This window comes from Fluviicola taffensis DSM 16823 (assembly GCF_000194605.1).
Lineage (GTDB): Bacteria > Bacteroidota > Bacteroidia > Flavobacteriales_D > Crocinitomicaceae > Fluviicola > Fluviicola taffensis.
In genome coordinates this window covers 2,862,791-2,884,939 of the sequence record NC_015321.1, presented here as the reverse complement: position 1 = coordinate 2,884,939, position 22,149 = coordinate 2,862,791, and the positions used below count along the sequence as shown (strand labels likewise).

The 22,149-nt window shown below is 37.7% G+C and carries 15 protein-coding genes, 1 tRNA gene and 3 rRNA genes; 7 read left to right on the top strand and 12 right to left on the bottom strand.

Going from position 1 to position 22,149, the window contains the following annotated elements; genetic code table 11:
- Positions 1-21: 21 nt before the first annotated feature.
- The 3 genes from FLUTA_RS12545 to FLUTA_RS12535 are packed head-to-tail and all read right to left on the bottom strand — an operon-like array spanning position 22 to position 2,311.
- Positions 22-750 carry a metal ABC transporter ATP-binding protein gene (locus tag FLUTA_RS12545; RefSeq protein WP_013687254.1) on the bottom strand — a complete coding sequence of 243 codons (729 nt, stop codon included), beginning with the start codon at positions 748-750 and terminating at the stop codon, positions 22-24.
- Complete coding sequence (locus FLUTA_RS12540; RefSeq protein ID WP_013687253.1) at positions 747-1,649, bottom strand: metal ABC transporter solute-binding protein, Zn/Mn family; 903 nt, start codon at positions 1,647-1,649, stop codon at positions 747-749. The genes FLUTA_RS12545 and FLUTA_RS12540 overlap by 4 nt, the downstream gene beginning before the upstream one ends.
- Positions 1,646-2,311 carry a metal-dependent transcriptional regulator gene (locus tag FLUTA_RS12535; protein ID WP_013687252.1) on the bottom strand — a complete coding sequence of 222 codons (666 nt, stop codon included), beginning with the start codon at positions 2,309-2,311 and terminating at the stop codon, positions 1,646-1,648. The genes FLUTA_RS12540 and FLUTA_RS12535 overlap by 4 nt, the downstream gene beginning before the upstream one ends.
- 131 nt (positions 2,312-2,442) lie before the next feature.
- On the opposite strand from FLUTA_RS12535, the gene FLUTA_RS12530 reads away from it, so the two are divergent.
- Positions 2,443-2,862, top strand: a complete 420-nt coding sequence (locus tag FLUTA_RS12530; protein ID WP_013687251.1) for a nucleoside-diphosphate kinase — start codon at positions 2,443-2,445, stop codon at positions 2,860-2,862.
- Between the two features lie 807 nt (positions 2,863-3,669).
- Here the strand turns inward: FLUTA_RS12530 and rrf are convergent.
- From rrf to pfkA, 5 genes are all read right to left on the bottom strand, one after another.
- Positions 3,670-3,783, bottom strand: a 5S ribosomal RNA gene (rrf, locus tag FLUTA_RS12525).
- Positions 3,784-3,906: 123 nt separating this feature from the next.
- Positions 3,907-6,784 (bottom strand): 23S ribosomal RNA (locus tag FLUTA_RS12520).
- A 107-nt stretch (positions 6,785-6,891) separates the two neighbouring features.
- Positions 6,892-6,965 (bottom strand) — tRNA-Ile (locus FLUTA_RS12515).
- A 99-nt stretch (positions 6,966-7,064) separates the two neighbouring features.
- A 16S ribosomal RNA gene (locus FLUTA_RS12510) occupies positions 7,065-8,589 on the bottom strand.
- Together the 16S, 23S and 5S rRNA genes with 1 tRNA gene alongside form the textbook arrangement of a ribosomal RNA operon.
- Positions 8,590-9,320: 731 nt before the next feature.
- A complete protein-coding gene (pfkA, locus tag FLUTA_RS12505) occupies positions 9,321-10,304 on the bottom strand; it encodes a 6-phosphofructokinase (RefSeq protein ID WP_013687250.1) in 984 nt (327 codons plus the stop codon).
- A 48-nt stretch (positions 10,305-10,352) separates the two neighbouring features.
- Here pfkA and FLUTA_RS12500 point away from each other — a divergent pair, with 48 nt between their 5' ends.
- From FLUTA_RS12500 to FLUTA_RS12485, 4 genes are all read left to right on the top strand, one after another.
- On the top strand, positions 10,353-10,958 hold the full coding sequence (locus FLUTA_RS12500; protein WP_083800556.1) for an RNA polymerase sigma factor: 606 nt from the start codon (positions 10,353-10,355) through the stop codon (positions 10,956-10,958).
- A complete protein-coding gene (locus FLUTA_RS12495; protein ID WP_013687248.1) occupies positions 10,948-11,994 on the top strand; it encodes a tetratricopeptide repeat protein in 1,047 nt (348 codons plus the stop codon). The genes FLUTA_RS12500 and FLUTA_RS12495 overlap by 11 nt, the downstream gene beginning before the upstream one ends.
- Positions 11,995-12,066: 72 nt before the next feature.
- Positions 12,067-13,968 carry a hypothetical protein gene (locus FLUTA_RS12490; RefSeq protein WP_013687247.1) on the top strand — a complete coding sequence of 634 codons (1,902 nt, stop codon included), beginning with the start codon at positions 12,067-12,069 and terminating at the stop codon, positions 13,966-13,968.
- 85 nt (positions 13,969-14,053) lie between these two features.
- Positions 14,054-14,464 (top strand): OsmC family peroxiredoxin, encoded by a 411-nt coding sequence (locus FLUTA_RS12485; protein ID WP_013687246.1) that lies wholly within the window; start codon positions 14,054-14,056, stop codon positions 14,462-14,464.
- A gap of 40 nt (positions 14,465-14,504) precedes the next feature.
- On the opposite strand, the gene FLUTA_RS12480 is transcribed toward FLUTA_RS12485, so the two are convergent.
- Together FLUTA_RS12480 and FLUTA_RS12475 are read right to left on the bottom strand one after the other, a co-directional pair.
- Entirely contained in the window at positions 14,505-15,641 is a 1,137-nt protein-coding gene (locus tag FLUTA_RS12480) for a 3-hydroxyacyl-CoA dehydrogenase NAD-binding domain-containing protein (protein ID WP_043024298.1), read from the bottom strand.
- 18 nt (positions 15,642-15,659) lie between these two features.
- Positions 15,660-16,433 carry an enoyl-CoA hydratase-related protein gene (locus tag FLUTA_RS12475; RefSeq protein ID WP_013687244.1) on the bottom strand — a complete coding sequence of 258 codons (774 nt, stop codon included), beginning with the start codon at positions 16,431-16,433 and terminating at the stop codon, positions 15,660-15,662.
- 495 nt (positions 16,434-16,928) lie between these two features.
- Here FLUTA_RS12475 and FLUTA_RS20825 point away from each other — a divergent pair, with 495 nt between their 5' ends.
- Both FLUTA_RS20825 and FLUTA_RS12465 read left to right on the top strand, forming a co-directional pair.
- On the top strand, positions 16,929-17,894 hold the full coding sequence (locus tag FLUTA_RS20825; protein ID WP_245545445.1) for a hypothetical protein: 966 nt from the start codon (positions 16,929-16,931) through the stop codon (positions 17,892-17,894).
- Positions 17,895-18,123: 229 nt separating this feature from the next.
- Positions 18,124-19,218, top strand: a complete 1,095-nt coding sequence (locus FLUTA_RS12465; RefSeq protein ID WP_013687242.1) for a hypothetical protein — start codon at positions 18,124-18,126, stop codon at positions 19,216-19,218.
- Between the two features lies 1 nt (position 19,219).
- Here the strand turns inward: FLUTA_RS12465 and FLUTA_RS12460 are convergent, their stop codons facing one another.
- Positions 19,220-20,230 carry a helix-turn-helix transcriptional regulator gene (locus FLUTA_RS12460; RefSeq protein ID WP_013687241.1) on the bottom strand — a complete coding sequence of 337 codons (1,011 nt, stop codon included), beginning with the start codon at positions 20,228-20,230 and terminating at the stop codon, positions 19,220-19,222.
- Between the two features lie 34 nt (positions 20,231-20,264).
- Complete coding sequence (locus FLUTA_RS12455; protein WP_013687240.1) at positions 20,265-22,055, bottom strand: sensor histidine kinase; 1,791 nt, start codon at positions 22,053-22,055, stop codon at positions 20,265-20,267.
- Positions 22,056-22,149: the final 94 nt, after the last annotated feature.

Below are 22,149 nucleotides of genomic sequence, written 5' to 3'. Positions count from 1 at the left end.
CTCTAAATTATTGTTCAGTTCTTATTTTCTATTTAGTAAAAATGTCATTCCATACGCTTTTTCAATATTCTCCGCCTTCAAAATGGAATCAATTGGCCCATGAGCGATTAGTTTCTTATTTAGAAGAACAACATCATCAAAATATTGAGCGACTACCGATAAATCGTGATGAACGATAACGATTGTTTTTCCTGCATCTCGCAATTTTTGAACGATTGCTAAAATCGCATCCTGAGAAGCCATATCAATTCCTACAAAAGGCTCGTCCATGACAATCAACTCTGCTTCTTGAGCAAGCGCTCTCGCCAAAAAAACACGCTGTTGCTGTCCACCAGATAATTGACCTATTTGTCGGGTTCCAAATTCTGAAAGTTGTACCTTTTTAAGAGTTTCTTTCACAATCTGTTTGTCTAATGAGGTTGTTCGTGCCCACCACTTCTTAGGCTGAATCCTCCCCATAGCAACCACTTCTTCTACTGTAATAGGGAAATCCCAATCAATAGATTCTCGTTGAGGAACATATGCGATTTTGGAACGGTATTTCTCTAAAGTATTTCCAAAAAACGATACTTCTCCGCTTGAAATTGGGACAATTCCTAAAATACCTTTGAGCATCGTTGATTTCCCTGAACCGTTTGGACCAATAATCCCTGTTATTTTACCCGATTCAATAGATACTGAAATGTTATCCAATGCCAGCATCTCTTTATAAGAAATCGTCAAGCCTTTTATTTCAATTGCTTTTTTCATTCCAATCCTTCTTTTATAGAAATTACATTGTGATTCAACATTCCAATGTATGTGTCTGCACCACTTCCTTTCGATCCAAGTGCATCTGAGAAAAGCGTTCCTCCAATAGTTACCTGATGGCCTCTTCTTGTCACAGAACTTAGAACACTATTCAAAGCTTTAGGACTCACAGAATTCTCTACAAAAATGGCTTTGATATCATTCTTGACAATGAAGTCAACTAAATCAACAATATCTCTTACTCCAGGTTCTTGCGAAGTTGATACTCCCTGTAAAGCTTTCACGCGAATATCAAATGTTCTTCCAAAATAATGAAAAGCGTCGTGAGAAGTAATTAACACCCTTTTGCCCTTTGGAATTTCGGCCAATTTTTCTTTTAATTGAGCAGTTTTATGTTCCACTTTTAGCATGAAATGGTAGAAGTTTTCTCGGAATTCCAATTCATGTTGTGGGTAAAGTTCGATTAATTGATCTACTACTCCATTCATTCCTTGAATCCAAGAATCCGTATCGAACCAAACATGCGGATCCGGAGTTATTTTATCAGTAAACAAGACTTTATTGGTTGGGAAGTCCAATTGAACAGATACAACGGCTTTTCGTTCCGATAATCGAATAAACAATTCTGCCATCTTTCCTTCCAAATGAAACCCAGTATAAACAACCAATTTCGCATCATTCAAAAGAACAATATCACTTGGTCTTGGGTTATAAGTATGGGGATCAACTCCAGGCCCCATTAGAGATTTCACGTCAAGCTTTTCTCCTACAACTTGTTTTACACAATCAGCCAAAATAGAAGTAGAGCAAACGATTAATTTCTCATTTTCCTTTTTCTTTTGAACCTTACAACTAAGTAATGTGAAAAAGAGAATTGCTATATAAGTAAACCCTTTCATAGAGGTTTGATAGAAATCTGTTTCGTAATTGCAGTTGAAAATTGAATTTCCTTTTGATTCATTTCAATCAGAATTGACCCATCGAAGGTTAATTTATCCAATACATGAATTTGCGTACCCAGATTTAATCCGATTTTACTTAAATATTGTAAAAACTCTGTTTGATCATCTTCCACTCCCATAATAATTGCCTTCATTCCGATTGAGGCATCTGAAAGCAAGATCCGATTTGTTACAGATTCAATTTTCCCATCTTTGTTTGGAATGGGCTCTCCATGAGGGTCCACTTTCGGAAATCCTAAAAACTCATCCAATCTATCTGTCAATTCTGTAGACTGAATATGCTCCAATTGCTCTGCGATATCATGTACTTCATCCCAACCAAAATGGAGCGTACTTACCAAAAACGTCTCCCAGAGTCTATGTTTACGAATAATTGCTAGTGCAAATGAATTCCCCAAAGTAGTCAATTCACATCCTTGATATTTTTGGTATTCTAGTAATTGTTTCTCTGAAAGTTTCTTGAGCATATCAGTAACCGACGATGCTTTTGTACACATTTTCTCCGCCAAATCATTTGTAGATATTGCGCCTGTATCTTCCTGACTTAGAGTAAATATAGCTTTCAGGTAGTTTTCTTCACTTTGCGTTAACCGGAGCATATTTAAGATTATTTTTACAAATATAAAAATATTTTTTTAGATTAGACTAAAAATTGAAATTCACACTTATTGGCAATGCTAAAATGCAGAAATAGTTGTACTTTTGCACCGAAATTCAAATCACAAATAAGATGTCAGGTAACAGAACATTTACTATGTTAAAACCAGATGCGATCGAAAATGGTCACATGGGTAAAATTATTGATATGATCATCCAAGCAGGATTTTCTATTAAAGCGATGAAATTGACTCGTTTAACTGAGGATCAAGCAAAAAAGTTTTATGAAGTGCATTCTGAACGCCCGTTTTATGGTGAGTTAGTTGAATATATGACATCTGGACCAATTGTGGCTGCAATCTTAGAAAAAGACAATGCTGTTGTTGATTTCCGTAATTTAATTGGAGCGACAGATCCTGCAGAGGCTGCAGAAGGTACAATTCGTAAGTACTATGCTGAATCTAAAGGTAGAAATGCTGTTCACGGGTCTGATTCTGATGAAAATGCTGCGATCGAAGGAAAATTTCATTTTGCTGATTCAGAGGTTTTTTAATTAATCTCTCAAAATAATTTAGATGCCCTTTCATATATGTGGAAGGGCTTTTTTATTGAATATTTTTTATCTTTTATGAATAACAATGAGTGAGCAATTGAATTTAGTTGGATAACTCTTGTGTGAGTATCTCCTAATTATCGAACCTGAAGCAAAAATTGTGAATCAATTAATCAAATTTAAGAGGTTCCAAATCAGAAACAATAAACGATTCATTAGAATCAAAACCTCCTACTAGTCTTTTCGATTTTAAATAAAAGTATTTTTCGGATAGTTAAGTTAATCCTTGGAAAAAGCAAACGTGCTATCTAAGTTAAACCTTTTTATAATCATCATAATTGGCTCTAAAACATAGATTTTTAATAATTGATCAGGAGATTGATATAAAATTTACAAATCTATCAAAAAGCATAAAAACAATACATACCACTATTTGTAGAAATATCACAACTAAATTATAAATAATATTTCCTTGGAAGAATTTCAATATCAGGATTCATTTATATTCAAATCAATTATTGTATAAAAAACTGCTAATATGTCTTATAAAACACTTTTTAGATATCCCACTAGTTAGATCTATTAATAATTTCGCTCATAAATTCCGGATAGAAGGGGGTATAAACACAAAAAGCCATTTCTTTATGGGTAATGGCTTTTATAAAAGTATCATCGTTCTGATAGTTATCAGGGTTTCTTCCATCAATTAGGCCACTGATAGTAGCTTATGATCAAGAACGAGGTATAACATTACCTACAAAAAAAGGTCACAAAAAAACCCTTACAGAAAACTGTAAGGGTTTATAAAAGTGGCATCGACTTACTCTCCCACCCTCAAAAGGGCAGTACCATCAGCGCTAACGGGCTTAACTTCTCTGTTCGGAATGGGAAGAGGTGGACCTCGTTGCTATAGACACCTAAAATCGTGGAATGATGAGTTATGAATGTTGAATTATGAGAAGTTAATCTCTGCATTCTTGATTCATCATTCTTAATTTCTTAAGATCTTGACGAATTGGCGATTGAAGTAATAAGAAAAAGAGGTATTATAAGTCTACGGGTAATTAGTACTACTCGGCTTTGACATTACTGTCTTTACACCTGTAGCCTATCAACGTGGTCGTCTTCCACGACCCTTAAAAGAAATCTCATCTTGAGGTGAGTTTCGTGCTTAGATGCTTTCAGCGCTTATCTCATCCGAACATAGCTACCCTGCGATGCAGCTGGCGCCACAACAGGTACACCAGAGGTTCGTCCACCCCGGTCCTCTCGTACTAGAGGCAGGTCCTCTCAAATTTCTAACGCCCACAACAGATAGAGACCGAACTGTCTCACGACGTTCTGAACCCAGCTCGCGTGCCACTTTAATGGGCGAACAGCCCAACCCTTGGGACCTTCTCCAGCCCCAGGATGTGACGAGCCGACATCGAGGTGCCAAACCACTCCGTCGATGTGAGCTCTTGGGAGTGATCAGCCTGTTATCCCCGGAGTACCTTTTATCCTTTGAGCGATGGCCCTTCCATACGGAACCACCGGATCACTATGCTCTAGTTTCCTACCTGGTCGACTTGTCGGTCTCTCAGTCAAGCACCCTTATGCCATTACACTCTACGCACGGTTACCAAGCGTGCTGAGGGTACCTTTAGGAGCCTCCGTTACTCTTTTGGAGGCGACCACCCCAGTCAAACTACCCACCACACAATGTCTTCCCCAGAGGAGAATTAGACATCAGATAATTCAAGGGTTGTATTTCAAGGACGACTAATCTACGCCTAGCGACGCAGCCTCAAAGTCTCCAACCTATCCTACACATGAATTACCCAATATCAATGTGAAGCTATAGTAAAGGTTCACGGGGTCTTTTCGTCCCGTTGCGGGTAATCGGCATCTTCACCGATACTACAATTTCACCGAGCTCATGGCTGAGACAGTACCCAGATCGTTACACCATTCGTGCAGGTCGGAACTTACCCGACAAGGAATTTCGCTACCTTAGGACCGTTATAGTTACGGCCGCCGTTTACTGGGGCTTCAATTCAATGCTTCGCCGAAACTAACATCTCCTCTTAACCTTCCAGCACCGGGCAGGTGTCAGGCCTTATACTTCATCTTTCGATTTTGCAAAGCCATGTGTTTTTGATAAACAGTCGCCTGGGCCTATTCACTGCGGCCACATTGCTGTGGCGTCTCTTCTCCCGAAGTTACGAGACCATTTTGCCTAGTTCCTTAGCCATGAATCACTCGAGCACCTTAGGATTCTCTCCTCGACTACCTGTGTCGGTTTACGGTACGAGTTGCTTTAACCTGAAGCTTAGAGGTTTTTCTTGGAAGCTTTTAGGGACACTATCCACTTGGCCGAAGCCGCGCGGTACTATCGGTCTTTGCCATTCTGAACGCATTTAACTATCCAAAATATAGCTACAACCTTCAACGCACTATTCCGTCAGTGCGCGGTCCTTTCAATACTCCGTCACCCCATCGCAGTTAAAGCAAGTACGGGAATATTAACCCGTTTGCCATCCACTACCCCCTTCGGGTTCGCGTTAGGTCCCGACTAACTCTGGGACGATTAGCGTCGCCCAGAAAACCTTAGTCTTTCGGTGTGCAGGTTTCTCGCCTGCATTATCGTTACTTATTCCTACATTTGCTTTTCTAGCCGCTCCAGCACACATCACCATGCACCTTCGACGCTGACTAGAATGCTCCCCTACCAGACGTAATAAATTACGAATCCATAGCTTCGGTAATACACTTAATGCCCGCTTATTATCCACGCACGATCGCTCGACTAGTGAGCTGTTACGCACTCTTTAAATGAATGGCTGCTTCCAAGCCAACATCCTAGCTGTCAATGCAACCGCACAACGTTAGTTCAACTTAGTGTATATTTGGGGACCTTAGCTGATGGTCTGGGTTCTTTCCCTCTCGGACATGGACCTTAGCACCCATGCCCTCACTGCTGTGTATATCATATAGCATTCGGAGTTTGTCAGGATTTGGTAGGCGGTGAAGCCCCCTAGTCCAATCAGTAGCTCTACCTCTATATGACTCTACCACAACGCTGCACCTAAATGCATTTCGGGGAGTACGAGCTATTTCCCAGTTTGATTGGCCTTTCACCCCTACCCACAGGTCATCCGGAAACTTTTCAACGTTTATCGGTTCGGTCCTCCATTCCATGTTACTGGAACTTCAACCTGCCCATGGGTAGATCACAAGGTTTCGCGTCTACCCCCACTGACTAAAGCGCCCTATTCAGACTCGCTTTCGCTTCGGCTCCGGTACTTAATACCTTAACCTTGCCAATGAGGAGTAACTCGTAGGATCATTATGCAAAAGGCACGCCGTCACCAATTAAGGCTCCGACCGCTTGTAGGCACACGGTTTCAGGGTCTATTTCACTCCCTTGTTCAGGGTTCTTTTCACCTTTCCCTCACGGTACTCGTTCGCTATCGGTCTCTCAGGAGTATTTAGCCTTACCGGATGGTTCCGGTTGATTCAGACAGGATTTCACATGTCCCGCCCTACTCAGGATACTACTAGGTAATTATACTATTTCGAGTACAGGCCTTTCACCTTCTATGGAGCGAATTTCCAAACGCTTCCTCTATAATATAATAGTCCACATCTTAGTCCTACAACCCCAGATCTGCCGAAACAAACCTGGTTTGGGCTATTTCCATTTCGCTCGCCGCTACTCCGGAAATCACTATTGTTTTCTCTTCCTACGCCTACTTAGATGTTTCAGTTCAGCGCGTTCGCCCACTTACGTGTAACTAGTCTTCAACTAGCTAGGTTTCCCCATTCAGAAATCTACGGATCAAATCTTATTTGCAAATCCCCGTAGCTTATCGCAGCTTATCACGTCTTTCTTCGCCTCTGAGAGCCAAGGCATCCCCCGTGTGCCCTTAGTAACTTATTAATATCTCTACTAATTATTCTTATTACTTCAATCAATTCCAATATGTCAAAGAACTTTATAGGATATATTATTTTTTCGTTAAAAAACAATATATCAAAGTTTGTTTGTAGTCCCGAGCGGATTTGAACCGCTGACCCCTACATTATCAGTGTAGTGCTCTAACCAACTGAGCTACGGGACTGTTTAGTCCCTCCTACTTTCTGACTCCTGTAAGGGGAGGACTTTTAATTTCAATAGATTAAGAAATGGAAACAACGTTTACGACTAAACGAGCCTCTAGAAAGGAGATGTTCCAGCCGCACCTTCCGGTACGGCTACCTTGTTACGACTTAACACCAGTTACTAGTTTTACCCTAGGCAGCTCCTTACGGTTACCGACTTCAGGCACCCCCAGCTTCCATTGTTTGACGGGCGGTGTGTACAAGGCCCGGGAACGTATTCACCGCGCCATGGCTGATGCGCGATTACTAGCGATTCCAGCTTCATAGAGTCGAGTTGCAGACTCCAATCCGAACTGAGATCGGCTTTCGAGATTCGCATCCTATCGCTAGGTAGCTGCCCTCTGTACCGACCATTGTAGCACGTGTGTGGCCCAGGACGTAAGGGCCGTGATGACTTGACGTCGTCCCCGCCTTCCTCACTACTTGCGTAGGCAGTTTCTTTAGAGTCCCCGACATGACTCGCTGGCAACTAAAGATAGGGGTTGCGCTCGTTGCGGGACTTAACCCAACACCTCACGGCACGAGCTGACGACAGCCATGCAGCACCTTGTAGACGGTCCGAAGACTATAATGTTTCCACTATATTCCCTCTACATTTAAGCCCTGGTAAGGTTCCTCGCGTATCATCGAATTAAACCACATGCTCCACCGCTTGTGCGGGCCCCCGTCAATTCCTTTGAGTTTCAACCTTGCGATCGTACTCCCCAGGTGCAATACTTATCACTTTCGCTTGGTCCCCAACCCCTAAAGGGCTGAGAACGAGTATTGATAGTTTACGGCGTGGACTACCAGGGTATCTAATCCTGTTTGCTCCCCACGCTTTCGTCCCTGAGCGTCAATCCAGACCTAGTGAGCTGCCTTCGCTATCGGTGTTCTATGACATATCTAAGCATTTCACCGCTACATGTCATATTCCGCCCACTTCGATCGAATTCAAGTCTTACAGTATCAATGGCAGTTCTACAGTTGAGCTGTAGGATTTCACCACTGACTTATAAGACCGCCTGCGGACCCTTTAAACCCAATGATTCCGGATAACGCTTGCACCCTCCGTATTACCGCGGCTGCTGGCACGGAGTTAGCCGGTGCTTATTCATTAGGTACCTTCAGCTCTCTACACGTAAAGAGGTTTATTCCCTAATAAAAGCAGTTTACAATCCATAGGACCGTCTTCCTGCACGCGGCATGGCTGGTTCAGGCTTGCGCCCATTGACCAATATTCCTCACTGCTGCCTCCCGTAGGAGTCTGGTCCGTGTCTCAGTACCAGTGTGGGGGACCACCCTCTCAGGCCCCCTACCCATCGTCGCCATGGTGAGCCGTTACCTCACCATCTAGCTAATGGGACGCATGCCCATCTTATACCGTAACCTTTAATTATCAAACCATGCGATTCAATAATACTATGGGGGATTAATCCGAATTTCTCCGGGCTATACCCCAGTATAAGGTAGGTTGCATACGCGTTACGCACCCGTGCGCCGGTCGTCAGCAATAAAGCAAGCTTTATCCTGCTACCCCTCGACTTGCATGTGTTAGGCCTGCCGCTAGCGTTCATCCTGAGCCAGGATCAAACTCTCCGTTGTAAAAAACTTTGAATTTGTTGATGTGCTCGTTTAATTTTTCTGTTTACGCTGTTTCCTTATTTCCTAATCTGTCAAAGAACTTTTTTGTCGTTACTAAGAGGGTCAACTCTTTATTAACTGTAAGACTTAATTTTATAACCGTTGTTAATTTTGTCTTTCTTTATATAAAAGCTAAGCTTTCGTTTTCAATTTTAAAAGCGAACCGTTGTTCTCTTTTTTATTTCCCTTTAGTGTTTCAGGGTTGCAAAGGTAAGCAAGTTTTTCTTTTTAACAAGTGTTTGTGAAAAAAAAATTAAACTTTATTTTCAAACCCTTAATCTTCCTAAACCGCTCGCTTGCTGGCTTTCCGTTGTTAAGCGGGGTGCAAAGGTAATCATCTTTTTTATACTTGCAAGCTTTTTAAAAACTTTTTTTTGATTACTCTTTTTCCTTCTTCTCAACTCCTTTTCTGGATTGCTCCATGCTTAGCGTTCTAAGCGGGGTGCAAAAGTAATCATCTTTTTTATTTTAACAAGCTTTTCTTAAAAACTTTTTTTTGATGACCTTTCTAGCTTTTCAATTCCCTCCGTTTCCGAAGTGCTTATCGTTCTAAGCGGGGGCAAAGGTACCCACTTCTTTTACTTTTACAAGCTTTTTGTAAAGTTATTTTTGAAGGAAATCCTTACGATAGACTTAACACATTGATAACTTATGTTTTAAATCGAAAACTTTTTTTTAGAAAATTATTAAGTCTACCCCTTTGTCAGTAACAATTTGAGTAATCCAATGCCTGAGTCGTCTTTTGAAACGTGATCTGTTGTTCCCTCTAATATATTGTGAAAGACTAAATCTCTTCCAATTTGACCGATCATCATTGATTTTTTTCCTTCAAAAAGTAATTCAACTGCCTTTACCCCCATTCTTGTTGCAAGAATTCGGTCGAAAGCAGATGGACTCCCACCACGTTGGATATGTCCAAGAATGGAACACTTCAAATCATAAGTTTCAAGATAAGGCTTTACCTTTTTCATGATTTCTTTTGCACCTCCCTCTTCATCGCCTTCAGCAACTATAATAATAGAACTTCGGATTCCTTTATTTTGATTTCGGATTTGATCTGCCAATAAAGGAATGTCCGTAACTGTTTCTGGAATTAGTACTGACTCAGCTCCACTAGCAATTGCCGTATTCAATGCGATATAACCAGAAGCTCTTCCCATTACTTCAATGAAAAACACTCGATGATGGCTTGAAGCAGTATCTCTAATTTTATCCACCGCCTCTACAACTGTATTCAAACAAGTATCATAACCTATCGTAAATTCTGTGCCGTGGATATCATTATCTATTGTACCAGGAATACCTATAATAGGAATATCGAATTCATTCGTTAATGTCATTCCTCCAGCAAAAGTTCCATCACCACCTATTAATATAAGTGCTTCGATTTGGAGTTTTCTTAAATTAGCAACTGCTTTTTCTCGCCATTCCTTCAATTTGAATTCCTCACTCCTTGCAGTTCCTAAGATTGTACCTCCCAAATGAATGATATTATTAACGTCTGTATAGGTTAATTCTCGAATTCGATCCTCAATCATTCCTTTATATCCATCTTCAATCCCAAATACCTGTATCCCTTTTCCGATTCCAGCTTTCACCACTGCACGAATACACGCATTCATTCCTGGTGAATCTCCACCAGAAGTCAAAACTCCAATTCTTTTCAGCTCACTCATATAGTTGTAAATTTAAGTGCTTACTTTTATATATAGTATAACTATTTTATGGAATTGTTTCATTTAATGCATCTCTATGTCATGATGTTGTTTCAACGTAGGCATAAGAAGTACAATAATCTGTCGGATTTGGATTTAATCCAGCTTTACAAGCAAGAAGAAAACTTGTTTACGATACCTCTATTATATGAACGTTACGGACATTTGGTTTTAGGAACATGCCTAAAATACCTCAAACGTTATGAAGATGCAGAAGATGCAACCATGAAAATATTCGGAGAATTGAATCAAAAAATAGAAAAACATACGATTCAACATTTCAAATCCTGGTTGTATCAAGTGACCAAAAACGAATGTTTGATCCATCTTCGGAAACAAAAAACACATCAAACACCCATTCATGAAAACTTATTGCAAGATCAAAGCCATGAAATAGATGAACAAAAGGAACGAGAAATTAAACTTACCAAACTAGAACAAGCCATTACACATTTAAAAGATGAGCAGCGTATTTGCATTGAATTGTTCTATTTACAGGATAAAAGCTATCAAGAAATTAGCGAAGAATTGAACATCCCATTAAATACAGTGAAGAGTTCAATTCAAAATGGAAAACGGAATTTAAAAATTTGGATGGAAAGTCATGAAGAATAAAGATCACATATCTCGCACGGAATTTGAGAAAATTCTTCGCGAATTCTCGGAGAAGAATCCAAATGAAAAGTTGGATGACTTTGATCGTGATGCGCTCGAAGGATGGAAAAGTTCAGGGATTCCTTTGTCTCAAATGAAACAAATTGATCGAAAATTGAATTTACCTAAAAACAACTTCACCCCTTATATTATAGGATTATCTGTAATTGTTCTTCTTGTAATTACTTTTTTTGTAGTTTCAAAAAACAACAATTCACCCAAAGACAGCAATCCACTTTTAGTAAAAGTAGAAAACACAGACCTGAAGATCCCAGAAGAAATAGACACATTGATTGTTATTCCTAGAGCAGATCAAATTACAGTACGAGAAATAAAGACTACTCAAACAGAAATCAAAAATTTGCCTGCAACGGAAAAAAAGGAAGAAAACGTTGAAATTCCTTTCCCTGAATTTGTTTTAGAACCACTTCCAGCTATGGTTGAACAAAAACCGGTCACTGTTTCGAAGCAAAAAATAGCGAAAGAAATTTACAAACACGACTTAAAAGCGATTGATTATTCTCAATATAGAAGTAAGCCGACAGTACAAATTGAACAAATAATCTTAACTGGTATTCCTGCAAATCAAGAAGATTCAAACGACGTTGTACAGGAAGAGCCACAGGTAAAGCTGGTAAATATTCCTTACATGGATTATTTGGACAAATCGTTAAATTATACAAATCGCGGAAAGTGGAAACAAGCTTTATCTCGCTTCAATGAAATCATTAAAACGTATCCAGATGATGTGAATGCCCGATTCTATGCTGCTTGGTGTTATTACAATTTAGGCCAATACAACGATGCATGTGTTAACTTTTCTGCTTGTTTACAACTTGAATTCTCTAATTTCAATGATGAAGCAGAATGGTATTTAGCCGAAAGTAGGTTAGCAAATGGAGATAAACACAGCGCAAGGGAATTATTCTCGAAAATCAAAAATCAAAAAGGCTATTACAGCAAACAAGCCGAAAAACGATTGAAAGAATTGAAATAAAGCTTTCCGCAAATAAATCTACTCTAGATAAACTCATTTTGATTAGTACATTTGCCGAACCAAAATCGGTGTATGTTTGAAGTGAGTGAATTCCAAAAGAAAATTATTTATTATGTCGGATTATCCATAATTATTATTCTTTCATACTCCCTATATTCATCTACAAACTATCCGTTTTTAAATTCAGATGATGGGCTGAATATCTTAATGGCTCATTATTATAAATTACCAGAAGATCATTATTGCTGGGGACAAGATAGAGGAGGGACAATTATTCCGTTGATTAGTCAGTTTTTTATAAAAGTATTTGGGTATTCTGCAATAAGATCCGTTTCTTTAACCAATTACTTGATTCTAATTCTAGGATACATTGGTTTTTCTTCCATTTTACAAAAACGTTCTACCAAACTATTGTTTGCGTGTATTTTATTTCTTCCATTTCAACGATTTATTGATATTACAAGATACCCAATAGGAGTTCAATATAGCTTTATCGCATTTTCGATTTATCTAATCAAAAAATTGAATTTTAGCCAACACTCATTTTTTTATTGGAAAAATCACCTCCTATTAATAGCTATTACACTTCTTTTTGGAATTTCCATTTGGGCATCTGACTTAGCCATTCCTTCTATTTCCCTTTTACTATTAGCTATACTTGCACATCATATTTATCGGACGCGATCTATGAAAATCAGACCAGAAGTTTGGTTTTATCTAATTATTGGAAGCTTTACCTGTACTCGTTTTATTGTTTATGCGAAAGCATACGCGACTCAAAAAACCGAAAATTTCTCATCGATTAATCAGTTTGATGATATCCTAAATGGACTAATCATTGTAAAAAATGCTATTTGGGACTTTCTCGCCTTTCGCGATGAGAGCTATTTCATGGGCCTATATGCTTGGTCTGTTATTATAATTGTAGGTCTTCTAATTCTATTTCTCGTTCAAAAGAAAATTAAAATTCAAAAAAATCAAGAAAAATGGCTTCTTTATTTCCTTTTTGATTTTATTGGAATACTTGGTGTTATTTTTCTTTCCCATTGGGTTTTTCTGAATGGAATGGGAAATAGGTATTTCATTGGAACCTATATTGCTTGCTCAATGATAATTCTTATTCTTTTTGAACATGTGGAGTTAAGTAAATTAAAAAAGATTGCATTTAATGTGTTTGTAGGTTTAACCGTTTTAATTGGAACTGTAAGTACAATTCATCTAAACAAATATCTCAGACCAGAAGGATTAAAACCAGCTGCAGAAACCGCCAGAGAATTTGACCGATTGGGTAAAATTGGAATAATTGCAGATTATTGGTGGGCATTTCGAGCTGCCTCTCCGAATCCTGACCAAATAAAAGCGACTCCAAATGATCTTTCACCTATTAGAAAGCAAATGATAGTTGATGATGTTCTAGCACAAAAAAAAATCTACCTCATTCGAGATGCTTGGATGGATAAATTTCCTGATACTGTTCGTCAATTTGGATTTACCTTACTTAAATCTGGTAAAGAATTCTTTTTAGGAGGAGGGCATATTTGTCGTTATAAGAGACTTCCAATTACTCAAACAATAAAAATCCCTCAATTACTTTCAGAGTATATTGCAACAGAAAACAACCAGAAAATTGTTCGACTAAAACCCGATTTGAAAAATAAAAGTGAAAAAATCATAGCATATGGTCCTTATATTACTTTGCCTCCTGGAAATTATACCGTCCGTTATCACATAAAGGCAATTGGTGAAAAATCTGATCAATATCTAGGTGTAATTAATATTGGTGCAAATAATCCTCAAGAAACACTCCTGAATGAACAAGTTTTCGAATCGGAAATGAATGATGATTACAACTACTATACTGTCAAAATAAAAACATCTCAATTTATGAGAGGTGTTGAGTTCCGGTTTATAAATAACTCGAACTTGACGAAAACACTCTCAATAGACCATATTGAATTAATCGAAGAAAACTAATTTCAATCAGTCTTCTCTTTTTTTGTGACAATTATTTCTTTCTTGATTTTGTTTATCCTTAAATTAACATCAAAACTAAAATTCCATGAAAAGAAAAGCAGAAGCCGTTTGGAACGGAACCATCAAAGAAGGAAGTGGATATATAACAACACAGAGTACTACTTTAAATAAAACTCAATATTCATTCGGTTCGCGTTTTGAGGAAGGTATTGGAACAAATCCAGAGGAATTACTCGCAGCGGCGCATGCAGGTTGTTTCACTATGAAACTAAGCGCAGACCTAACAGAAGCGGGTTATACTCCTGGAGAATTGAAAACAAGTTCAAGTATTACTTTGGACAACGGAAAAATTACACTTTCAGCATTGAAACTAACGGCAAAAATTCCTGGGATTTCTGATGAGGAATTTCAACGTATTGCAAAAGGTGCAGAAAAAAACTGTCCAGTTAGTGGGGCTTTTAGTTTTGCAATCACCTTGGAAGCTGAGTTGATATAAAATAAGTAGGGGCGAAAAATTTTTCACCCCTACTTATTTTTCATTTTGCTAATCGTTTCAACAACGGATTCGGACGATACCTGTCTTCTCCATATTCTTGAAACAAATCTTCTAATCTACTCAAAACGGTTTTCAATCCTATTTCTTCCGACCAAGCCAATAATCCTTTTGGATAATTCACTCCTTTGGTCATCGCCAAATCAATGGCTTCTCGACTCGCAATATTCAAAAACAAAGCATCGTAAGCTTCATTAATCAACATTGCCAAGATACGATCCACAATTTGTTGTCCTAATTTCTCATCCTTGTTTGGAGCTGGCAAAGCAATACCTTCCGAATAATCATAAAATCCACGGGCTGTTTTTCTTCCTAAGAACCCAGCTTCCATGTGCCTTTTTTGAGTAAAAGCGGGTTTGAAACGTGGATCATAGTAAAATGCTGCAAAAACGGTTTCGGTTACTGTATAATTGATATCGTTTCCAATGTAATCCATTAAGGTAAATGGTCCCATTCTAAATCCGGCTAATTCGGTCATTGCCCAATCGATTGTAGCAAAATCCGCAATTCCTTCTTCATAAATACGCAAAGCTTCTCCATAAAATGGTCGAGCAACTCGATTTACGATAAATCCGGGTGTGTCTTTACAAACAACTGTCACTTTATTCCAAGAATCAATGATTGATTTTGCAGTATTCAAGGTTTCAGTGTTGGTTTGAACCGCTGGAATAATTTCTACCAATGGCATTAATGGAGCTGGATTGAAAAAATGGATTCCTATTACCCGTGAAGGAACTTTTAATACGGAACCAATCGATGCAATTGACAAAGAAGAAGTGTTCGATGCGATGATACAATCTACTCCAACGATTTCTTCGATTTCTTTAAAAACAAGATGTTTTACTTCTATTTTCTCTACAATTGCTTCAATAATCAATCCTGAACCTTTGAAATCAGTTACCTGAGTAGAAAATTGCATTCTTCCTACAATAGCAGTTTTTCCAGTGTCATCTAAGCTTCCTTTTTCAATCATGCGATCAAGAATCTTCATCAAAGCGATTTTTGCTTTATCTAATTGAACCTGATTGACATCAACTAAAACAACTTCATGCCCAGATTGAGCTGCTACTTGAGCAATTCCTGCTCCCATTGTTCCGGCACCTAGTACGCCTATTTTTATATTCTTCACTTCTTAAAATTATTTCCCCTTAAAAACTGGGCTTCTTTTCTCCATAAACGCATTTACTCCCTCTGTGAAATCTGCTGAATTTCCTGCTAAAGTTTGTAATTGCTCTTCCAAAGCCAATTGTTGTGTTAGATTATTTGTGAAGCTTACATTCATTGCTCTTTTGGTCAAACCTAAACCATAGGTTGGCATAGAAGCCATATTTTCAGCCAATTTTGTCAATTCTTCTTCAAAAGAATCATCTGAAACTGCTTTATAAATCATATTCATTGCAACGGCATCTTTTGCTGAAACTTTCTCTCCAGTCATCATCAAAGCCAATGCTTTTTGTGTTCCAACTAAACGAGGCAAGAAGAAAGTTCCTCCAGAATCTGGAATTAATCCAATTTTTGAAAATGCCTGAATAAAGGATGCAGATTCTTTTGCTATCGTTAAATCACAAGCCAAAGCAATATTTGCTCCTGCACCTGCAGCAACACCATTTACTCCAGCAATAATTGGCTTTTCTATACTTCGGATTCGTTCTATAATCGGATTGTAATGATCTTTTACTATCGATTGCATTTCTGGCCCATTGGGATCCGTAGCTTCTGCTAAATCTTGTCCTGCACAAAATGCTTTTCCTTCTCCTTTAATAACAATTGCGCGAACAGAATCATCTTTTTCACATTCGTCTAAAGCATTCTGCAAAGCAAAAGCCATTTCTTTATTGAAACTATTAAAAACCTGTGGTCTACTCAATGTAAGTGTACAAACTCCATTCTTGAATTCTTGAATCAATGTCATTCTTTATTTTTTTAGCTAAGATAAGAAAAAGTGCAACTTTTGAAGACCGAATCATGACAAACGTTAGTGCGAAAGTGATTTGGGAAAAGTGCAACTTTTGAAGACCGAATCATGACAATCGTTAGTGCGAAAGTAAAGAGGGAAAAGCACAGTCTCCGGAGATGTAAAGAATGGTTTAAGATCAGCCGCAGCCCGATCAATTCGCCAGTAACTATGGATAAAACAATTCCCAGTACTCCTTGTCAAGATAATTCTTCCTGGTTGTTCGAATCTACGTTGAAATTTGAATAAGACTTTCAAAATCAGCTATTATTCTTAAAATTCAACTAAATTTGCCCACGTTATAATATACTTATGTTCAGGTTCACTATTTTCACTATTCTCACAATTCTATGCTCTGTTATCATTATTAATCAAAGAGCAATTGCCCAGTGCACTTTGTCCGGCACGAGCTTAGCAACATCATATGTGAGTAACAATTCCAATAAAGGCGAAATGTTCAACATCGTAGCAACGAATACCGTAACTATTCTTTGTTTTGATCTCAACCTGATTCTTGGCTCCAACGGGAGTTATGAAATTTACTACAAAGTTGGAAGTTATGTCGGATCTGAAAGCAATGCAGCAGCCTGGACATTAATCGGTTCCAATCCTTCTATACCATGTGTTGGTTTTGACATACCATCTCCAATGGATATCCCAATTAATATCGTTATTCCGGCAGGTCAAACCTATGGCTTCTATATTACCGCCAGTGATGTTGCGCAGACAGCCGCCATCCGTTATACCAACAATGCCGGGTATACCACCATCGCTTCCGATCCGAATATCAGCATTGCAGGAGGAATTGGAAAAGCCTATCCGTTCAGTACCAATTTTGCCAATAGAAGCTTTAACGGAACGGTGCATTATGCTCCGGGGAATGTGCTTCCTGTAGAGTTTAAGGACTTTACTGCAACCGCAATAAATCAATCGGTTTTATTGGCATGGGAAACCGAATCCGAAAAAAGTAACAACTATTTTGAGATTGAACGCTCAACAAACGGAACTCATTGGCAAAAGCTTTTCACCACAAAAGCAATTAGTGAAAGCAGTTCGCCTACATCTTATCAGGAAGTAGATGCCAATCCGCTGAAAGGAACAAGTTATTATCGATTAACCCAAACGGATCTGGATGGAAAAAGCTACCTGCTGAAGACGATTTCCTGGAATCAACAACCGCTAATAGAATTAAACAAACTTCATCTGTTCCCAAACCCAACAACAAATTTTGTAAGTGTATCTGGAGAATCTGTTGAACTGGCGGAATTGGTCGTTTTGAATCAAATCGGACAAGACATTACTTCCCAACTAAAAATCACTGCCCATTCAGGTTACACCGTGATCGATTTCAGCAATCAGCAAAAGGGCGTTTTTATACTGAAATCTAAAACTTTAGCTCAAATCCTCGTGAAGGAATAAGTCTCCGAAAAGGCAATTATTCCCTTTTAGTCAAACATTCCAAAGAATTCTATTTCTTTTTCAACCAACCTTCCTTCTTACGGATCCAATCCCTCTAAACAGCGCGAACCAGGGGTAATTGATTGATATATCAAGTGTTTAATTGTTAAAATTAAATTTTAATGTATTAAAATTCAAAAACATCAATCTAATTTTACTAACTTGCAATTAACCATTATTTATTTAGATCATGTTGAAATCCACTATTCTCTCATTCACATGCTATCTATTAATTGGTTCAAACACTTTTGCACAATGTACAGGTCTTGGATCAAATTTAGTAGCACCCTATGCAAGCAATGCTCTAGACAATGGAGTCATGTTTGACATCTCTGCCACAAATACAATTACCATTTACTGCTTTGATGTAAATCTGCCACCTCTTTCTATCGGAGACTATGAAGTTTATTACAAGGCTGGAACGTATGTAGGATCAGAAAACAGTCCAGGAAACTGGACATTTATCGGATCTGCTGGTTCCATTGTAAGTATCGGGTTGGATTTGGCAACACCTTTAACAATTCCGGTTAATGTGGTCATTCCATTAGGTGAAACCTACGGATTCTACATCACTGCATCCAATCCAATTCTCTCTACCGGAGTGTTCACCACCACGAATGCTGGTTATTCGACCGTTTCCTCAAACGGAGACATCGCGATTATGGGTGGAATCGGGATTGCTTATCCGTTCAATACCATTTCAGCGAATAGAAGTCTCAACGGAACCATTCGCTATACCCCTGGTAATGCACTTCCAGTAGAATTCATTGATTTTTCAGTCATAAAGAATGGAGAAAGTGCCATTTTGGAATGGGAAACGGAATCTGAGTATAATAGTGATTATTTTGAAATTGAACGCTCAAAAAACGGGATTGATTGGAACAGACTTTTACTAATACAAGCTACGGGGGAAATTAATTCACCAACAATCTATCAAGAGACTGATTTAGCACCTCTCGAGGGAATCAGTTATTACAGACTCAATCAATATGATATAGACGGCACAAAAACATTTTTAAAGTCTGTTTCTTTTAATTATGAATTGGAAGTCGAAAGGAATGAAATACGCGTATTCCCGAATCCAATAGCAGATCGTGTAAGAGTTTTCGGGGATCAATCCGAAATTGAAAATTTGATTGTTTTCAATTCAATTGGTCAGGACATTTCTGATAATTTGACTATCATAAAACACAACGGATATTCAGAAATTTATTTCAGGGATCAGCAGGAAGGACTTTTTATTCTGAAATCCAAAACTAATTCTGAAATCCTGATTAAAAAATAACTTATTGGTAATTTTCTACCATCAATTTAATCCTATCAATGATGTGTGTTCTCAGTAATTCAGGTTCTGCTACGACTACTTCTCCTCCGTAACTCAAAATACTGCGGATTAATTCTTCTGAGATAAAAACGGTCATCTCAAAAGTTGTCTTATTCTTTCCTTCTTTGACGATTCTTTGAGAAGCATGAAAAGGTTGTGATTCGATATATTTTGCGGCAATATTATCTGCTTTAAAAACAACTGTTTCAGGTTTCCCATTGCTTGCAGTGATTCCAATTGCATGTTCAAAAAACTGATCTGGATTAAATGAAATAGGTGATTGAAAAATCTCTTCTGATTCTTGTAAATCAAAAATTCGATCCAAAGCATATGTAATAATACCTTCTTTCACAATATCATAGCATAGTAAATACCAGCGATTCCTGTATTCTTTCAATAAAAGAGGAAGCACTTTTCGTGCTTTCCGTTTTTGGGTTTGAAAACTTTCGTAATCAAAGTAAACCACTTTTCCCGCTTTAATCGAATTTAAGATTGGATTCAAAAACTCACTTCCTCTCGAAGAAACTGGAGTTTCAAATTCTACAAAACGCTCTATCGACTTGTCATTGATATCATTCGAAATATTTACACGATCTACAATTTTATCAATCGCGAAACCAAATTGCTTAAACATTCCAACGTCCTTAAACTGACTCAATGTATTTGCTGCAAAGCGGATTGCTTCAATATCAGATTCATTCAGTGGGATTTCATCCAAAGAAAAATCTGGATCGCTATAGTAATACCCATTGTGTCTTTTGGAATATTTGATTGGCGCATCGTGTTCCATCTTCATGGCAAACATATCCTTTTCAATAGTTGAATCGCAAATATTAGCGCCATCCATACTGCCAAATAGTGCTTCTTCACAAGCCTCACGTAATTTCGCTTTTGTAGGATATGGACTATAACTATTTCGCAAAGCGCGATCAATGATTCGAAATCTCAACAAGGCATTCTTAATATGCGGCATAATTTTTCTTTGAATCTAAGGTAGAGAAAATTAATTAATTGTCTTTAGAATGTCGATCAGCAATTGTAAACTGGATGAACATTCCAAAACCATCTTCTTGATTTATGTAAGAATAATTTGCGTCTAATTGTTGGATAAATGCACCTATGATTTCAACTCCTGTTGATGATTGTTCTAAGAATGCTGTTTTTCCAGAATACCCAACTCCATTATCTTTGAATTGAAGTTCATACTGCAAACTTTTTTCTGGATTATTCTTTAACTCAATTTCAATAGTACCCTCTTCGCGATTTTTAAACGCATGTTTATACGAATTTGAAAGCAATTCACACAAGATTAATCCTACAGGAACCGCATAATCAATGGCTAAATTGATTTCCTCTACATTCACTTTTACGACAATTTTCTTGTTGTAACTTGAAAATGATTCCCCCATTTGATTGATTAATTTGTTCAAATAGCTTCCCATTTCAACATATGCAGAATCATCGTTCAAATGCAGTTGATTGTGAATCAGTGCGATGGCCCGAATACGCTCTTTCCCTTCTTCAATAATTCGTAATGCTTCGGGATCTTTTACATTTCTTGCCTGTAAATTCAAAATACTGGAAACAACTTGTAAGTTATTCTTGACCCGATGATGAATTTCCTTCAAGAGGCTTTCTTTGATTGATAATGAATTTGAAATCTCTTTGTTTTTTTGATCAATTTCAGCTTTTTGTTGATATAACAGTCTATTTGAGTCACTTTTCTGACGAATAAACAAATACGATACACTAATGATTATAACAATACAAATTAAGATTAGTACAAGAATAAATCGAAGTTGTTGATTCTTATTTTTTTCTTCATCGAGCAAATACTTTTGTGATTCCAACTGGAAATCTTTTTCTAATTCAAATACAAGGTTCTCATTTCGAAGATCCTCTAATAAATCGTCTGTCTCGTTTCTTTTAATCGAATAATAATACGAAGAATCTGAATTGTTCTTCAATTCATAATAGTACTCCAAGCATCCATAAAGCTGGTATAAATCTCTTAATTCTGTCTTTTCTTCATTCTTTAAGACGAGATCAAAATAACTCTTTGCTATATCCAATTGTCCTGAATACAAATAAACTTCACCAATACACGAATTCGAATATTGCTCCAAGTATTTCCACTTGTTTTTCTGAGCCATTTTTTTTGCAGCTTCAAACTCCACCAATGCGTTCTTGATCGAATTTTTAAAGAAATAGATTTGTCCTGCTGAATTAGAAACATTATACTCAAATGCTTCATTGTTTAATTGACCAGCTATTTTTTTGGAAGATTCTATTTCTTGAATAGCGTGATCGAAATCACCCAGTTCATTGTAACTACTCGCAAGAACTAAATGACATTGCATTAAAAAATAACGATCTATGGGGTCAGATTTATCAATCAGAATATTCACCTTACGAATTAACTTCGAATAGTCTTTATTCGCATTCTCGTAAACTAAAGTATATAAATCAAGGTATAGTTTATCTTGTGCCTTGGCCTTGAAGAAAAAAAGAAATCGCTTTGCTTTATTGATTTCAAATTTCACCCGCGCTAAATCACCATAAGCTCCGTGAAACTTGATCTTTTTCAGAGCAAGTAGGTAGCTAATTTCTGGATTTCTCAACTGTTTATAAGTACTGTCAAGTTTCCGAATTCTCAAATTTGCTTTTGAGATATCAATGATTAACTCGTTTTGTAAGGTATCAATTTCTTGATCGAAAACACGATGGTCGAATGCCTTATTTTGACCACAAACAGAAGTTGAAGCAATAATAATCAAAATGGTTATTAATTGGTTCATTCTTGTTTTTTCAAAAACTTTCTTTGCAAAAAGAATTATAGGCATGTATATCAATTTGACGATACAATGTAATCAATTAATAGTGAAACACATT

Coding starts and splice junctions, on each gene's coding strand:
- FLUTA_RS12545 (WP_013687254.1), bottom strand. CDS start 750: ATGAAAAAAGCAATTGAAATAAAAGGCTTGACGATTTCTTATAAAGAG.
- FLUTA_RS12540 (WP_013687253.1), bottom strand. CDS start 1,649: ATGAAAGGGTTTACTTATATAGCAATTCTCTTTTTCACATTACTTAGT.
- FLUTA_RS12535 (WP_013687252.1), bottom strand. CDS start 2,311: ATGCTCCGGTTAACGCAAAGTGAAGAAAACTACCTGAAAGCTATATTT.
- FLUTA_RS12530 (WP_013687251.1), top strand. CDS start 2,443: ATGTCAGGTAACAGAACATTTACTATGTTAAAACCAGATGCGATCGAA.
- pfkA (WP_013687250.1), bottom strand. CDS start 10,304: ATGAGTGAGCTGAAAAGAATTGGAGTTTTGACTTCTGGTGGAGATTCA.
- FLUTA_RS12500 (WP_083800556.1), top strand. CDS start 10,353: ATGGAATTGTTTCATTTAATGCATCTCTATGTCATGATGTTGTTTCAA.
- FLUTA_RS12495 (WP_013687248.1), top strand. CDS start 10,948: ATGAAGAATAAAGATCACATATCTCGCACGGAATTTGAGAAAATTCTT.
- FLUTA_RS12490 (WP_013687247.1), top strand. CDS start 12,067: ATGTTTGAAGTGAGTGAATTCCAAAAGAAAATTATTTATTATGTCGGA.
- FLUTA_RS12485 (WP_013687246.1), top strand. CDS start 14,054: ATGAAAAGAAAAGCAGAAGCCGTTTGGAACGGAACCATCAAAGAAGGA.
- FLUTA_RS12475 (WP_013687244.1), bottom strand. CDS start 16,433: ATGACATTGATTCAAGAATTCAAGAATGGAGTTTGTACACTTACATTG.
- FLUTA_RS20825 (WP_245545445.1), top strand. CDS start 16,929: ATGTTCAACATCGTAGCAACGAATACCGTAACTATTCTTTGTTTTGAT.
- FLUTA_RS12465 (WP_013687242.1), top strand. CDS start 18,124: ATGTTGAAATCCACTATTCTCTCATTCACATGCTATCTATTAATTGGT.
- FLUTA_RS12460 (WP_013687241.1), bottom strand. CDS start 20,230: ATGCCGCATATTAAGAATGCCTTGTTGAGATTTCGAATCATTGATCGC.
- FLUTA_RS12455 (WP_013687240.1), bottom strand. CDS start 22,055: ATGAACCAATTAATAACCATTTTGATTATTATTGCTTCAACTTCTGTT.